General features: G+C 42.0%; 20 protein-coding genes. 6 read left to right on the top strand and 14 right to left on the bottom strand.

What is annotated here, in order from left to right:
- The first annotated feature begins 113 nt into the window (after nt 1-113).
- Nucleotides 114-917, top strand: a complete 804-nt coding sequence (mscT, locus tag MKX71_RS07705; protein WP_003244994.1) for a small-conductance mechanosensitive channel protein MscT — start codon at nt 114-116, stop codon at nt 915-917.
- Between the two features lie 36 nt (nt 918-953).
- On the opposite strand, the gene MKX71_RS07700 is transcribed toward mscT, so the two are convergent.
- From MKX71_RS07700 to fadH, 13 genes are all read right to left on the bottom strand, one after another.
- Complete coding sequence (locus MKX71_RS07700) at nt 954-1,199, bottom strand: YkuS family protein (protein WP_003232382.1); 246 nt, start codon at nt 1,197-1,199, stop codon at nt 954-956.
- A gap of 61 nt (nt 1,200-1,260) precedes the next feature.
- Entirely contained in the window at nt 1,261-2,385 is a 1,125-nt protein-coding gene (locus MKX71_RS07695) for an N-acetyldiaminopimelate deacetylase (protein ID WP_048655217.1), read from the bottom strand.
- A 69-nt stretch (nt 2,386-2,454) separates the two neighbouring features.
- Nucleotides 2,455-3,165, bottom strand: coding sequence for a 2,3,4,5-tetrahydropyridine-2,6-dicarboxylate N-acetyltransferase (gene dapD, locus MKX71_RS07690; RefSeq protein WP_003218680.1), 711 nt, complete (start codon nt 3,163-3,165; stop codon nt 2,455-2,457).
- 104 nt (nt 3,166-3,269) lie between these two features.
- The gene (locus tag MKX71_RS07685; RefSeq protein ID WP_032721472.1) at nt 3,270-3,725 is read right to left on the bottom strand and encodes a flavodoxin; all 456 of its coding nucleotides are present in this window, start codon (nt 3,723-3,725) and stop codon (nt 3,270-3,272) included.
- A gap of 15 nt (nt 3,726-3,740) precedes the next feature.
- Complete coding sequence (locus tag MKX71_RS07680) at nt 3,741-4,634, bottom strand: exo-alpha-sialidase (protein WP_339231931.1); 894 nt, start codon at nt 4,632-4,634, stop codon at nt 3,741-3,743.
- Nucleotides 4,624-5,100 (bottom strand): flavodoxin, encoded by a 477-nt coding sequence (locus MKX71_RS07675; RefSeq protein ID WP_014476664.1) that lies wholly within the window; start codon nt 5,098-5,100, stop codon nt 4,624-4,626. Before MKX71_RS07675 ends, MKX71_RS07680 begins: the two co-directional genes overlap by 11 nt.
- Nucleotides 5,101-5,211: 111 nt before the next feature.
- Nucleotides 5,212-6,093: a transcriptional regulator CcpC gene (gene ccpC / locus MKX71_RS07670; protein WP_003232387.1), complete on the bottom strand. Its 882-nt coding sequence runs from the start codon at nt 6,091-6,093 to the stop codon at nt 5,212-5,214.
- Between the two features lie 146 nt (nt 6,094-6,239).
- A complete protein-coding gene (gene cbpB / locus MKX71_RS07665) occupies nt 6,240-6,683 on the bottom strand; it encodes a cyclic-di-AMP-binding protein CbpB (protein ID WP_003218674.1) in 444 nt (147 codons plus the stop codon).
- A gap of 137 nt (nt 6,684-6,820) precedes the next feature.
- The gene (gene abbA, locus MKX71_RS07660; protein WP_010886502.1) at nt 6,821-7,018 is read right to left on the bottom strand and encodes an AbrB antirepressor AbbA; all 198 of its coding nucleotides are present in this window, start codon (nt 7,016-7,018) and stop codon (nt 6,821-6,823) included.
- Between the two features lie 133 nt (nt 7,019-7,151).
- Nucleotides 7,152-7,670: a ribonuclease H-like YkuK family protein gene (locus MKX71_RS07655; RefSeq protein ID WP_003232389.1), complete on the bottom strand. Its 519-nt coding sequence runs from the start codon at nt 7,668-7,670 to the stop codon at nt 7,152-7,154.
- Nucleotides 7,671-7,780: 110 nt separating this feature from the next.
- A complete protein-coding gene (locus MKX71_RS07650) occupies nt 7,781-8,020 on the bottom strand; it encodes a DUF1797 family protein (RefSeq protein ID WP_003218671.1) in 240 nt (79 codons plus the stop codon).
- Nucleotides 8,021-8,627: 607 nt separating this feature from the next.
- Entirely contained in the window at nt 8,628-9,851 is a 1,224-nt protein-coding gene (locus tag MKX71_RS07645) for an EAL-associated domain-containing protein (RefSeq protein WP_003232391.1), read from the bottom strand.
- A 63-nt stretch (nt 9,852-9,914) separates the two neighbouring features.
- Nucleotides 9,915-10,679, bottom strand: coding sequence for a 2,4-dienoyl-CoA reductase (gene fadH / locus MKX71_RS07640; protein ID WP_339231930.1), 765 nt, complete (start codon nt 10,677-10,679; stop codon nt 9,915-9,917).
- A 142-nt stretch (nt 10,680-10,821) separates the two neighbouring features.
- Between fadH and MKX71_RS07635 the strand changes: the two genes are divergently transcribed.
- The 4 genes from MKX71_RS07635 (at nt 10,822) to MKX71_RS07620 (ending at nt 14,191) form a co-directional block, all read left to right on the top strand.
- Complete coding sequence (locus MKX71_RS07635; protein ID WP_339231929.1) at nt 10,822-11,682, top strand: metallophosphoesterase; 861 nt, start codon at nt 10,822-10,824, stop codon at nt 11,680-11,682.
- A gap of 56 nt (nt 11,683-11,738) precedes the next feature.
- A complete protein-coding gene (locus tag MKX71_RS07630; protein WP_072174092.1) occupies nt 11,739-12,233 on the top strand; it encodes a L,D-transpeptidase family protein in 495 nt (164 codons plus the stop codon).
- Between the two features lie 75 nt (nt 12,234-12,308).
- Nucleotides 12,309-13,601, top strand: a complete 1,293-nt coding sequence (locus tag MKX71_RS07625) for an MFS transporter (protein ID WP_015252195.1) — start codon at nt 12,309-12,311, stop codon at nt 13,599-13,601.
- 125 nt (nt 13,602-13,726) lie between these two features.
- Nucleotides 13,727-14,191: a YkyB family protein gene (locus MKX71_RS07620; RefSeq protein WP_003232406.1), complete on the top strand. Its 465-nt coding sequence runs from the start codon at nt 13,727-13,729 to the stop codon at nt 14,189-14,191.
- Between the two features lie 43 nt (nt 14,192-14,234).
- Here the strand turns inward: MKX71_RS07620 and cheV are convergent, their stop codons facing one another.
- A complete protein-coding gene (cheV, locus tag MKX71_RS07615; RefSeq protein WP_014476655.1) occupies nt 14,235-15,146 on the bottom strand; it encodes a chemotaxis protein CheV in 912 nt (303 codons plus the stop codon).
- A 203-nt stretch (nt 15,147-15,349) separates the two neighbouring features.
- Here cheV and MKX71_RS07610 point away from each other — a divergent pair, with 203 nt between their 5' ends.
- Nucleotides 15,350-15,511 carry a hypothetical protein gene (locus MKX71_RS07610; RefSeq protein ID WP_003245246.1) on the top strand — a complete coding sequence of 54 codons (162 nt, stop codon included), beginning with the start codon at nt 15,350-15,352 and terminating at the stop codon, nt 15,509-15,511.
- Nucleotide 15,512: the final 1 nt, after the last annotated feature.

The following is a 15,512-nucleotide window of genomic DNA, read 5'->3' as shown; positions in this document are numbered from 1 at the left end:
TAACAAATCATGTATGTCTTTGGCTTCGACATTTTTAAATAAAACGTTTAACATGGTCATGTACAGGGTAACTAGCCTCAATGTGCAGCAATCAATTAGAAAAGGAGCTCAACATGGACTTTATTAAACAATATGATTGGGCGGGACTGATTACAAATGCCGGTGTTCTGCTCATTAAACTCGCCATTATGATATTGCTCTATTTTATCGTTCGATCATTAGGCATGAAAATCATTAAACATCTGTTTGCAAAATTCGAGGAGCAGAATAGCTTGTCTATCGGACGTGCACATACGCTCCGAAGCCTGACTCTTAACATATTTGCTTATACTTTGATTTTTATATTCTTCGTCATGGTTCTAGATTTGTTTCATTATGATCCAAGCGCTCTTTTAGCGGGGGCAGGAATCGTCGGCCTGGCTGTCGGATTTGGCGCCCAAGGGCTTGTCAGTGACATCGTGACAGGTTTTTTTATTTTGCTTGAGAAACAATTGGATGTCGGAGACTATATTACCGTTTCCACCTTTGACGGAATTGTCGAGCAGGTTGGCTTAAGAACAACTCAAATCCGCAGCTTTGACGGAACATTGCATTACATCCCCAACAGAAACATCACAAACGTGAGTAATCATTCTCGTGGTACCATGCAGGCTCTTGTTGATATTAAAGTGCCGGCTGAAAGAAACATTGATGAAATGATTCATATTTTACAGCAGGTTTGTGATGAGACGGCAGCGGCTCTTCCACAAATAAAAGAAGGCCCAAATGTCATCGGGATTCAAGAACTGGGGACTTCTGAAATTGTGATCAGGGTCATTGCCAAAACAGAAAATATGGAACAGTGGCGAGTCGAACGAGTGTTGAGAAAAGAAATAAAGAACGCGTTCGACCGCGCTTTCCCTAAAGAAACAGAATAAATAAAAGAACCGAAGCTTTTTGCTTCGGTTTTTATATTACTGAATTCTGCTTTCAACTTCGCTGCAAATTTCTTCAGCCGTCATCCCGGAAGCTGTAATGACAGGTGCTTGTGTTACCGTATCGGCTATCCCTTGCACATTATTATCAAGACCTGTTACGACACAGCAGTCACAGCCTTGAGCATCAGCAGGGCTTTTCATCATTACAACGTCATATCCTTTTTCTTTTAAAGCAGCTTCTACATCTGATAATGATTGTTCAATTCCTATTTTTTTAGCCATTTTTGAACACCTCCGTTTACTAGAGTGCTCATTTTATGGAATTTTATTCTTTCATTTGTACTTAATTGGCATAAACAGAAAAATAACCTGTCATGACATTAACCGCTGTTTCTATCGCATTTTCATCGGGATTCAGCTTAGCATGATGAAGCCCATGTTCAGAATCAGCGCCGAGCCAGAACATGAAGCCGGGATATTTTTTCAGCATGTAGCCAAAATCCTCTCCAGTCATTGCTTCTTTTGCTTCAATTACTGTCGCCAGTTGATGTTCAGCAACAAAAGACATAAATTCTTCTGTTAATCCGCTCGTATTGTAAACTTGGTGATATACAGACGGATATGTCACTTTTCCTTTGCAGCGGAATCCGATTTCGATTCCTTTCACTACATCTTCAATCCGTTCCTTTACTTGTTTCATCGATTCTTCAGAAAGCGTGCGGATCGTGCCTTCCAGGTGGGCCGTTTCTGCAATGATATTTTGTGCCGAGCCTCCGGTAATGGTACCAACTGTAATAACAGCACTGTCTAGCGGATCTGTGTTTCTAGAGATAATCGTTTGCAGCTGGGTGACAAGTGTACTTGCTGCTACAACCATATCCTCAGCCAAATGCGGATATGCCGCATGTCCCCCTTTGCCTTCCAGATCGATGACTAGCTCTGATGTATTCGCAAATAGAAGGCCGCTTTTTGTCGCAATGGTGCCTACCGGAAGCTCTGGAGCAATATGAAGGGCAGTGATGAAATCAGGCTGCCATTTTTTTAATACATCGCTCTCAAGCATTGGTTCCGCACCGCCAGGCCCTTCCTCTGCCGGCTGAAACAGAAAAAGCAAATCATGTTTGACTGGGTGGTGAACAAAATGATCAATAATGCCGAGTGCAATTGTCATATGCAAATCGTGACCGCAGGCGTGCATGTTGCCGTGATGCTCTGATGCGAATGGAAGACCAGTTTGCTCTTCTATAGAAAGCGCATCGATATCCGCTCTGTATGCCAGCATTTTTTCCGGCGCCGTCCCGTTCACTTTTACAAAAAGCCCTGTTCGCCATTTCTCAATTTCAATTCTGTCTTGCGGATATTGTTCCAAGACATTTAATAAATACTGCTGGGTTTTGAACTCCTGAAATCCAAGCTCCGGTATACGATGCAGATCTCTGCGAATTGCGATGAGCTCCTCTATCTTCATTTCTATTCCTCCTGCCTATACGAATAAGGCGTGGATATATTATCCACGCCTTTTTTATCAAACTTTTCCTTACAGCTGGCGTAATTCCTGCTTGATTTCAGTTTTGCCTTTTGTTTTTTCATCAATGTCTTTGATTTTTTTAGCTGGTGTGCCTGCAACGACAGTGTATGGCTCAACGTCGTTTACCACGATCGCTCCCGCAGCAACAACAGCTCCTTTACCTACTGTTACACCTTCAAGCACAACAGCATTTGCGCCGATTACGACGTCGTCTTCAATCACAACCGGTTTAGCGGATGGCGGCTCAATAACGCCCGCAAGTACAGAACCCGCGCCGATATGGCAGTTTTTTCCGACAGTAGCTCGTCCGCCAAGCACAACGTTCATATCAATCATTGTGCCTTCGCCGATGACTGAACCGATATTAATAGAAGCACCCATCATGATGACTGCGTTATCACCGATTTCAACTTGGTCGCGGATGATCGCGCCCGGCTCGATACGCGCTTTGATGTTTTTTAGATCAAGCATTGGGATCGCAGAATTGCGGCGGTCATTTTCAACCACATAGTCTTCGATTTTGCTTTGGTTTTCTTCGATTGCTGTTTGGATTTCGCTCCACTCACCGAAAACGACACCAGTGTTTCCGTTGATAAAAGCTTTCGCAGATTCGCCGAAATTGATTCCTTCCAGCTCACCTTTCACGTAAACCTTTACAGGTGTTGATTTTGTACTATTTTGAATAAATGAAATAATTTCATTTGCGTCCATCATTTTCATATGTATAGTCCTCCTCCTGATTTTCTACCTCATTACTGTATCAAAGGAAAGATACAAAGACAAGAAAAAAAGGAACAGCCGTTTTAGCAGTTCCCAGTGAGTGATCAGACAGCGCACCCGCTTTTCTTTGCGAATTGTCTCCCGAAGTTTATTAATTCTTCCTCTTCTTCACCTTCTGGATTATTTTCGATTTTTACCGAAGGCAGCACAATGTCTCCACCGCGTTCTTTTATTTTTGCCTCTAGCGTATCAACCGCTCCGCAGAAAAATTCATATGCTGTATCACCGGAACCGAATACAGCGCATGTTTTGCCGGAAAAATCAATCTCATCCATGTCTTCAGCCAGATCTAAAAATTCATCAGGCAGATCTCCGTCTCCCCACGTATAGGTTCCCATTATGATATGGTCATAATCGGTAAACAGCTGGGCATCATCAATATCCATTGCTTCGAAACGGTCTACTTCTGCTTCCGCCTCCTGTAGCCCCTTTTCAATCAAATCTGCCATTGCTTCAGTGTTGCCTGACATTGTTGCATAAACGAGCAAAATCTTCGCCAATTCCTTGTTCCTCCTCTAATGAATCATTGCTGAAACTTCGTACGGCTGGACAAATTTACATTCATACAAGCCTGCGCAAAAGAAATTCTCTTTCTGATTGGCCACTCTCCATCCATGTCCCTTAATGGTATCGAACCATTTTAACGACCGGGCTTCGAGATCAGCCTGGTAAATTCTCGAAAAACCGTTTTCATCTTGTGTTGTAGTGACATATATAATGCCATCATCCTCTGAAAGATCAAGAAATGATTCTTCATTTCTGATCATACTGGATTGTATGATGAATTCTTCACCATTCAAAAGATTCCTTACAGTGACAGCACCGTGCTTTCCTTTCACAGAACCCATCGCCGCCACCAGCCAATTTTCATTGAACACGAGCATGGATGCCGTCATCCGGTTTTTTTCTTTTTTGACAACTTGGACAGTGTCACGCTTAATGTCGTAAGCCCAAATGCCGCCAAAATATTCGTGTATTTGCGTGCCGATAAAAAGATTGCCCCCGTGAAGGCATAAAGACCGGATAACAGGGGGATTATGAAATTCGGCAAAAGGTTTGGCTACGCGCCATGAGACACCAAAATCATCCGATACATAAATACAATGCTTACCGTGGGCGCAGACAAACCCGTTGTTTCTGCCGGTAATCGCCCACACTGTTGCATTTGTCGGAAAGCTCGACATCGTCCAGGTTTTCCCTTCATCAGCCGAACGAATGACTGTTCCCTTTTCACCGACGCCAAATAAGTAAGGCCCTATGTAGCTGATACAGTGTATATTACTTTTCAAACGAAAAAGCTTTCTCCAGCCCTGCTCCAAAGAATAATGAAAAATGCCTTCTCTTTGTACCGCCACAAAATATCCAGAAAACGCCGATGCCGTAACAGCAGTTGCTCCTTTATGAAACATGGCTTTTTTCCTTGTTCATATAATCTGCCCATGCAAGAAAACCTCTCGCAAACGCTCGGCAGCTTTCCACATCTTCATCTGTTTCAGGCGCTAATTCAATTTTTAGTGTTTCCTGGTAAACAGCAGCTCCCGCCTCTTGCAGCATGGCATTGAACAAATTCACCGCTTCGCAAAACTTTGGATAAGAATAATCGCCAGACCCGAAGCAGGCTGTTTTTAAACCATTAAGCTGAAGCTGTTTGACCTCTTCGAAAAAATCCTCCGCTTCGTAGGGCAAATCGCCGTCCCCCCATGTATAGGTGCCAATCAGTACGTAATCATAGGAGGTTAAACAAGACACATCCACATCATCTATCTCGACACAATCGATATCCAACTCATATTCCTGAAGCGTATCTTTTATTATGAAGGCAATGTCTTCTGTATTTCCTGACATGCTGGCATATGTAATCAAGGCTTTAGCCATGTTATCACCCCATTAATTGATAATGATTTTCAATATCATATGTATCACTTTAAATGATAATGATTTTCATTGTCAACAGATAAATAAAAAAAAGACAGCACCTCGCTGTCTTTAAAATGGATTTTCCTGATCCAGCATATCCTTTATCACTTGTACAAAAGCTTGAACTTGTTTCAGTTCAAAGGCAGGCTCATAGCCTAATAACCATGTATCCCGACCGATCGGATGCCCTTTCATGTCTAAAAGAGGCATTTTATTCACTTTATCTTCATTTTGAAGGGTAACAGACGGCAAAATGGCATACCCGATTCCGTGCAGCGCCATCTGTTTGCACGTTTCAATCTGATCAACCAATATCGTCTGTTTCGGCGACGTTTTAAATTTTTGATGCCACCAGTGCTGAATTTCCTGAAAATAAGTGCTGTCACTTTTAAACTGGATAAACGGCCGTTCTGTATGGGCAATGTCTTCGATGCAGGAAATTTCAGTATCTACTAAATACAGATGATCTGTCATTAAGTAATCTTTGCGCCCCTTCCACTCAGGGTTGCCTCTTATAATGCCGATATGAACCTGATCCTCATACAAGCTTTTCAGCATTTCGCTGCTCCATCCGGTTATGAGCGAGATCTTTGCATTCGGATACTTTTCCACATACGTCTTCAGGACTTTAGGGAGCCAATGCTGACCGATTATGGAGGCAACGGCAAGCTTCAATGTACCGTGAATTTCACCTTCAAGCTCGTCAATATTTTCTCTTATTCTTTCCTGCTCTAATGTCACATCATTCGCAAACTGAATGATTTTCTCACCGGCGGGCGTTACCGTCAATCCTTTTTGGGATCTTAAAAAGATTTTTGTTCCCCACGCCTTTTCAATGGTTTGTAAGCGCTGAGATAAAGCCGGCTGAGATACAAAAAGCCGTTCTGCCGCCTTTCTCATATTTAATTCCTCAGCTAAAACTACGAGCATATGAAGCTCTTGAAGCTGCATGTCGTCCTCCTTTTTGTTATCAATAAGTTTTTCTTATCTCCCATTCTAATAAAATCTTAGTTTCTTATTCAAGCCCTATTCTCGTTTAATTTATGTATGCGCTTTCTTTTTCGCTCTGGCTATATAATAAAAATAGGCCGTACAGCCTACTTATTCAACGAGCGTATATGCTTATTCAATTCCTTTAAAACGACTCTTCTCGTAAAAATCCCTTCAAATACCTGCTCGTCATTTTCAACACAGACAAATCCGTTATTAATGACCATGCCGAATCCCTTCATAATCGGATCATTGATATGAAGGCGCGGAATGTCGGTCAGCATGACTTCCTCAACAGTGATTTGGTCAAGCTTTTCAAACTCAATTCGCTCAAGTCCAAAAATACTGTTCATGATCATATTTGTCCCGATTAAGCCATGTAAACGGTAGGAAGGATCCAGAACCGGGATGGCTGTGTATCCGGTTTTTGTCAATACTAATAATGCATGCTCAAGGTTATTTCCGACTTGCACGTGCGCTACTTTGTCCGCCTCAATCATAAATTGTCCGACTGTTGCCTCAAGAAGTTGATCTGATTGTAAGCTTATCATGTTTTCGACCCCTTTTCATTTTCATCATCAATACATTCCCTATATTGCAATAATATAAACTTTATCAGTATTTGTCGAAAAGTTTCCTTTCAATAAAAAAGATACTCTTTGTGGAGTATCAATTATAGGGTGTCCCATTAATTTTCAAATCGAAATCGGTCGTATAGCGTTACAAGTTTTTTGTAGGTGGTTCCGTCAACGTTTTTGGTCCCTGTCTCTATATCGTTGATCTCACTGCTTAATAGCTCGATGGCATACTCATGGTTGATCAGGATATTCAGCAGAAGTTTTTGTTCTTCTTCTGTAAATCGTTCACCGATAAGACTCATTCGCAATCAGGCCCCCTGTTTTATACTGAATACCTCTGAAAGCAAGACAACTTACTTTCAGCTCTACCGCTAGAATAAGTAATCAGATAACAAACGTCAACCGCATAATTCGACATTTACCTTGGCTTTTTCAGCCAAATTATTTTGTGAAACGATTTGCATAGCTGAAGGCAGTGTATGAATCCGGCTTTATTTTGGCCTCAATCCCCATGGAGGTAATACGTCCAGTCATTTCTTGGATCAGATCTTTTGTAAGCCCTTTTTTCCCAATATCCAAGTGAACTTCAAAGGTAAGATCCGCCCCCTCACCGGTAAAGGGCAGGAGCAGATCGGTAATATCCATTAAGTGTCCATCAAGAATATGAGCGGCCGTTTCTTGGCTGTACGCCGTTTCTAACGAAATCTTCTCCCGAAGGCTATGTATGGGTCTGTCGACTGTATGATTTTTCAAGCAGCCCCAAGCTCCCTTGCCTGTACGATGCAAATGCAATGCGGTAATAAACTTTGTGTAGTCGCGGTAAACCTGTGAATCGGTTCCGATCGATAACACATAAGAAGAACGGGGGTCCTTTTGAACAAAGGCTTTAAGCCGTTCCATCACATCTTGAAAGGTCATCTGTGCTTCTGAAAGATTATAAAACAGAAAAGAATCAGCCATCACGACACTCCTTTTCAAGGATTTACAACCATGAAACAAGTATGTTCCTTACCGTTTATTTCGATTACTTTTGCAAAGGTGGAAGCTTGTTCCCCCCTATTTCAGGAATCTTACTGAAGAAGTTCAAAGATTTCGATGGAAACCATGTCGATATTATCAAACGGATATGTGTTAGGTTTTTCACCTTTTTGGAAAACCGTCAGTTCAAACGTTTGATTTTTTTCGAAATATTTAACACTGCATATTTTCTCACCATTCACTTCGAAATAGCGCTGCATTGGCTCGTTAGCCGCTTCCGCTGTTTCTTGCAGACTTTGCAGCCGTGTGATGATACCCATTAATTGTGACATTCTAAAAAAAGACTCCTTTCAAAAAGCAACTTCAAATCAACAAGTATTTATTATAATACAAGTTCTATTGAGCATCATACCATAAAGTCGGACAGGATGGCATTTTCACTGCTGAATTTAAGCAAAGAAAAAAAGTGAAAAAAACTATTTTTCTTTAGTTTGAGGCTTTTTTTGAATGTCATGCACACAATTATAATTTTTTTCGAATCTTTGGCAGCATTAAGAATGCCTTTTTGCAACTTTGTCAAAACCTTCTTTTGATTTTTATGGTGAAGTCCCGCGTGGCCATAATCAATGGGAGTCATGCTGGATAGAGGGGAACTGAACACCCGTGCAGCAGTGTCAGGGGTGTTCGGCACTGAATGTTTCTCCCCGTGTTAAACGTTTACCACTAGTTAGGTTTATTGTTTCATTGGATTGTCCTATGCTTTGACAAATAAAAAACTTGGCGGGGGTAGCGCCAAGTTTTTTCGGATCTTGATCTGATAGAGGGGTTGGGGAACAGAGAGTAGCTTCTCTCTACAATTAAATGATAATGATTCTCAGTATCAATGTCAATCGTTTTTTGATATTTTTTTCAATTCATAAAAAAACGGCCTTTCAGCCGTTAAATCAGTCCGTCCTGCTCATATAAATAAGAATAAGGCAAGTCTATAAATAAATACATCTGATCATCCATCGGATATGAAAATGTTCTGATCATTTCACCTGTTTCCAAATCACTGTACAGATCACTGAAAAAACCTTTTCTGAGATTTCTCATTCTCATAATGTTCTCCAGAAAATAAGGGCGCCAGCTCCAGTTCTTTTCAGCATATTCCGGCTGATAAATCCATTCTCCGTCTTGCTTAAACACATTTCCCGTCAGCTGATCGCCTTCTTCATCACACATGTAAATCCTGAAGCTGCAATCTGTCAGCTCTTCCGCCAGCTTTTTAATAAAGTCATCATCAGAAGACAGATTGTTTTTTCTCAAAGAGGTCACAGCCTGATGCACTCGTTTGTAAAACTGTTCAGAGTGCTCATAGACGGTCTCCAGTTTCTTTTTCTCATGTGTGATAAATTGGTGAAATTCAGTTTTAAGTCTTTGTTTCAATACATCTCTCTCTAGAAACGTTTCAGATGGAGACACTAAGTAATAGCCCTGAAAATAGCGGCCTCCGTTTCTCCAGGCGTACTGAAGCTGGAAGTTCGCCTCAATGTCTTCATACAATAGCGCCGCACCGATTTTTCTTGCTAATAAAGATATGCTGTACAGCACATGCTCATATGACGGTGACGGCTGTGACACTTTCAGCGCCTGCAAATCGATTTTTAACAGATCTGGTGAGAGCAGCGCGATTCTGTCCAAGTTGCTGCTTTCTTTTCCGATGTTGTCAACTGCGATTTTAATTCCGTATGTACGATAGTATGCAAGCATATGGTAGAGCTGCTCAATATCCCCTTCAAAATTGTGCTCTGTAATTTCAAGAACAAAACGGTGGAGTTCGATTCCCTTCGCTTCATATTCTTTCAGAAGCTCCAGAAAGCTTTCACCATGATCCAGCATCAGCAGATTGGCATCCTGATTCATAAAAATCAGCAGATCAGAATCCGCCTCTAAAAAGCGGTCAAGAGCCTGGCGGATAATTCTGTTATCAACCTCTAGTTTATATTCTTCGGGTATCCCCGCATCTAAAAAGAAGGGCCCGAGACTTTGGATTTCTGAATCTGCCAAAATTCGTCCAAGCACCTCATATCCGACAACCTTCTGCTCCTCGGCACTAAAAATCGCCTGGTAATATGGAAGGACATCATCAATGTTCGTTAAAATATCAAGTGGATCCAACATGTTATCACCTGCTTCTCTATCTTTGTCTGATTATACCACATTGAATCCAAAGATTAATATTCTTTAAAACGGATAAGGATTCAGCCATTGCCCCCCGTCCATTGTGATACAATCCCCGTTTATATAGGATGCTTCATCAGAAAGCAAAAACGCTGCCAAAGCGGCGATTTCCTCCGGTGTGCCCAATCGGCCGAGCGGCACACTGTTCATCGTGCGGGCCATCGCTTTTTCCGATTCAAATAGCTTCTCCGCACCGCCTGTTCGTTCAATCGGTCCGGGGGCTATCGCGTTTGTACGAATGCCGTATTTGCTCCCCCATTCAACGGCCAGCGTTCTTGTCAATGACAATACCCCCGCTTTGGCTGCAGCGGAATGAACGACCCCCGCTCCCGCTCCCCAAGCGTACGTGGCTGCCATATTTAAAATGACACCCTGCTGCTTCTGGTCAATCCAATGCCTTGCCGCTGCTTGGCTGCAAAAAAATGTGCCGTTTAAAACAATCTCAATAACGGCTTTCCATCCATTGGGCGTCAGCTTTTCTGCCGGACAAATAAAGTTTCCGGCCGCGTTGTTAATCAGCGCGTCAAGCCGGCCAAAGGCTTTTACCGCTTCTTTAATCATGTCTGAAGCGGCGGAATCGGAACGGACATCCATTTGAAAACAAGCGACCTGTCCCTCAAAGGTCTGAATTTCTTTTTTTGTTTCCTCAAGTGCCTCATAGTTCCTCCCTGTCACCATAACGTGCCACCCTAATTCAGCCTGTTTTTTTGCCATCGCTTTTCCCATGCCGCTTGACCCGCCGGTAATAATTACCGCCTTTTTTTCCATGTTTATCCCCCCAATTGTGAATGAGTATTCATTCAATAATATTCTATCATTATATCCCTGCCTCTGTCAGCACATGCTCATATGAGATTTTTATCAGATACAGATGATATAATAGAAAAACTCTATTAAAGGTTGGTTTGAAATGAAAAAGATGTCCAGAAGACAATTTCTAAAAGGAATGTTCGGCGCTCTTGCTGCCGGGGCTTTAACGGCCGGCGGGGGATATGGCTATGCCAGGTATCTCGAGCCGCATATGATCGAGACAACCGAACACACAATAAAAAGCTCTCTCATCCCGCACGGATTTGACGGTTTTAAAATCGTGCAGTTCAGCGATGCACACTTGAGTGATTACTTTACTCTCGAAGATTTAAAAACTGTCATTCTTACAATTAATGAATCTAAACCTGATCTCATTGTTTTTACAGGTGATATTATCGATAATCCTGATACGTACCAGCACCACCAGGCAGTCATTCCATTATTGAGAAAGCTTAATGCTCCCTTCGGCAAGCTTTGTATTTACGGCAATCATGATCACGGAGGCTATGGAACTGCCGTTTACAAAAGCCTGATGACAGTCGGAGGTTTCACGGTATATCGCAATGGCTATCAAACATTGTCACTCGCAGATGGCAGCAAAATCGAAATTGCTTCGCTTGATGACTTAATGCTGGGAAACCCAGATTATGAAGGCACCCTTTCAAGGCTGAGCGACAGACTTTTTTCCATTCTTCTCGTCCATGAACCTGATGCGGCCTTGAAAACAACAGATTATCCCGTGAACCTTCAGCTTTCCGGCCATACACACGGCGGCCAGATTCAGCTGCCTTTTTACGGACCGATTATTACGCCTCCATATGGAAAAGTCTACACAGAGGGAATGTATCAAACGGGCAGCACTCATATTTACGTAAACCGAGGCCTCGGGATGACCAGGCTGCCTTTGCGGTTTCTGGCCAAGCCTGAAATCACTGTCTTCACCTTAAAAAGCACAAATTAATGTAGCAGGATGGGCTCCTCATCAATACTTATAAGTAAAAAAGGAGGATGAGGAAACTGCTTACGTACCAGGTGAAGCAAGGCGATACACTGAACAGCATCGCGGCTGATTTCAGAATCAGCACGGCTGCATTACTCCAGGCTAATCCGTCACTGCAGGCAGGGCTCACCGCAGGACAGTCCATAGTCATCCCCGGACTGCCGGACCCTTATACAATTCCGTATCATATCGCAGTCTCAATCGGAGCGAAGACCCTTACGCTGTTCCTAAATAATCGGGTAATGAAAACCTATCCCATCGCCGTTGGTAAAATACTAACGCAAACGCCTACTGGCGAGTTTTACATTATTAACCGCCAGCGCAATCCCGGCGGCCCATTTGGCGCTTATTGGCTGAGCCTTTCAAAGCAGCACTACGGAATACATGGGACGAATAATCCCGCTTCGATTGGTAAGGCTGTTTCTAAAGGCTGCATTCGCATGCATAACAAAGACGTGATCGAACTTGCTTCAATTGTGCCAAACGGAACGAGAGTCACGATTAACCGGTAATGTTTTCTTATTTGTTTCAAAAACAGGCGGTTTATAATATGATAAAGTGGGACCTTTAGGGTAAGGAGCGTTTTTATGGATATATTTAAAAATCGTAATTTTGTTCGTCTATTTTTCGCAGCACTCGCTTCTCAAATGGGCACGACAGTAGGCAACATGGCCTTTGCTTTTTTTTTGCTGGACCGATTCAGCAGCCAGCCTTCATATACGACCTTGGCGGAGCTGATGTATTCTCTTCCGACCATATTTGTATTTCTGATCGTGGGAGTCGTCGCGGACCGGTTTGACAGAAAAAAGGTGGCAGAAAATTGTGATTGGATCAGAGCAGGCCTGACTGTCGTGCTTTTTTTCACTTTATTTACCGGCAATATTCCTCTTGTTTTTTGTATCTTATTTATCAGAAGCGCTGTAACAAAGTTTTTCTTTCCGGCAGAAAACAGTTTGGTACAAGCCATTCTGCCGAAGGAGCATTATGCGAAAGCCGCAGGGCTTAATCAGATGCTTTTTAGCATTTTTATGGTGTTTGGAGTCGGTATAGGCGCGTTTATGTACAACACCATCGGTATTGAAGGCGCCATTATTCTTGATTTTGTCAGCTTTATCATTTCCGGGCTGCTGATCCGCAGCTGCCGGATTCCAAAAGAAGCCCGACAGCCAAACGGTGCATTCAGCTGGAGAAAGACTTCTGTTAAGGATTCAATAAATGACTTTAGAGAAGGCATCCTCTATATTTTAAAAAACAAATTGCTGGCATCTCTTATTTTCGGCTTCTTCATTTTTGGATTTGTCAACGGAGGATTCGCCGTATTGCCGATGTTTACAATGAAATATGGATTGGCGCCTGACCGTTATGAGTGGCATACGTCTGTATTTACGATCGCACTCGGGTTTGGGCTGCTGGCGGGCAGCGTAATCGGCACGATCATCTCTAAAAAAGTGAAGCCGCACTTTTTAATGTCGATACCGATTTTCATTGCAGGTTTGCTGATCTTCGTCCTCGGCTACACCAATATTTTATGGGTGTATTACGCGGCAGCTTTTGCACTGGGAATGTGCATCGGACCGATCAACATTGCAATCGGAGGGTGGATGCCCAAAATTGTTCATCCAAAACTGATGGGACGTGTAAGCGGCATGCAGGACCCTTTTATGATGTTTGCACAGTCTTTGACACTCGGCTTAGTTGCGCTGTTATTCCCTAAGTTCGTTTCAAACATTGATTATCTTTATTACGGCATGGGTGTTATCATCCTGATCGTTTTTATTTTTTATTTTATTGCACTGCCAAAATACAGTGCCCAGGCTGTGGAAGTGAATGTTCAGGAAGCATTTCAAGAACAGCCGAAAAAGAAGGCAAGATCTGTATAATGCAGGTTAAAAATGCGCTTTTTTTCTTAGAAAAAAGCGCATTTTTACATTCAATATTTGCATTTCAACTTTAAAAAAGTATAATCTAAACATATAGAAATTGATAAGAGCAAAGGAGAGAAATAATGGACGACCATGCATATACGAAAGATCTGCAGCCAACCGTAGAAAATCTTTCAAAAGCAGTTTACACTGTGAACCGCCATGCAAAAACCGCCCCCAACCCTAAATACCTATATCTGCTGAAAAAACGGGCTTTGCAAAAGCTTGTCAAAGAAGGTAAAGGAAAGAAAATAGGGCTTCATTTTTCAAAAAATCCAAGGTTCAGCCAACAGCAATCGGACGTGCTTATCTCAATCGGAGACTACTATTTTCACATGCCTCCAACTAAAGAAGACTTCGAACATCTTCCGCATTTAGGTACACTTAATCAATCGTACCGAAATCCTAAAGCTCAAATGTCTTTAACAAAAGCGAAACACCTATTGCAAGAATATGTCGGCATGAAAGAAAAGCCGCTAGTGCCAAATCGCCAGCAGCCAGCTTACCATAAGCCGGTCTTTAAAAAACTTGGCGAGAGTTACTTTTAAAATAAAAACAGCCGTGCCTCTTTCTGGCAACGGCTGTTTTTATTTATTCAATAACATACGTATCCACTTTTTTAATCAAATCACTGATCTCAGGCTTGCTGATTTGCTCATCTGCGCCTACAACTTCGCCGCGGTGACGCAGATCATCCGTAATTAACGATGAGAAAATCATAACCGGCACATCTGAGCTTTTCGGATTTTCCTTCAGCAGCTTTGTGAGCCTGTGTCCGTCCATTTTTGGCATTTCAATATCCGTGATGATCATATCAATCTGTTCTGATAAATCAGTTTCGTTTTCAGCAAGGTTCATAATGTATTCATATGCCTCTTTTCCATTTTCAAACGAAGCGATATTGTTGTACCCTGCTTCTTTTAATTCATCCTGCAAGAGGCGCATCAAAAGCGGTGAGTCCTCTACAATGATTAGCTTTTTATCAGTTCTTCTTTCATCGAAGCCCTCGGTATGCATATTATACGTGTCAACACCTGAATCTGATTCAATGTCATAAATAATTTTTTCATAGTCAGGCAAAAAGATCATCAGGTCTTCGAGCTTAATAATCCCGGTAAGGTGCCGCTCCATTCCTTGATTTAACGATGTCGGCTTTTCAATCGCTTCCCAGGATACTCTGTGAATTTGAGAAACAGAGCCGACATGAAAAACAATTTTCCGTTTATTAAATTCAGTCACGATATATTTCTCATCTTTTGATCCTTCAGGCTCTACTCCAAAAAATGAGAAGAGACTGATCACAGGGAGGATTTCTCCTCTGAGTTTAATCATTCCTTCTACATGCTGATGGGAGTGAGGCACTGATGTCACCTCGACAGGCTGAATAATTTCTCTTACCTTCATGACGTTAATTCCGAAAGCATTTTCACCCACGCCAAACTTCACAATTTCTAATTCATTTGTACCAGAATCCAATAAAATTTCGTATTGTTGTAACGACAATTCAATCCCTCGCTATTCGCATTCAGTATTGTACTGTATATATCGGCGTAATTTGTAAAAAGTGAATGGCAGCTCTTCAAAATCGAATTCCGAAGGCAACAAGCCGCGTTCCTCAAAAAAGAAACTTTTTTCCTAATAACCATTGACTTTCCAACTAACAGTGATAAAATAGTCAAGGATTTTTCCAAAGAAGGGTGTAAATAATGGGTACCTTAGTAATATTTAAAGAAAACGAAATGACTGTTTTAGAGGATATCAGTGAAGAAACTTACCTGAATATGAAGAAAGAATCAGCTGACCTTCAAGAAGAGCATCCTCCGTATCTGATTTGGCACGAAGACCTTCATTTTGATTATGGCTATTAAT

The sequence above is a fragment of the Bacillus sp. FSL M8-0071 genome, from assembly GCF_037975455.1.
GTDB lineage: Bacteria > Bacillota > Bacilli > Bacillales > Bacillaceae > Bacillus > Bacillus subtilis.
Note: the sequence above shows the minus strand (reverse complement) of the source record. Positions and strands in the feature narration are given on the sequence as shown.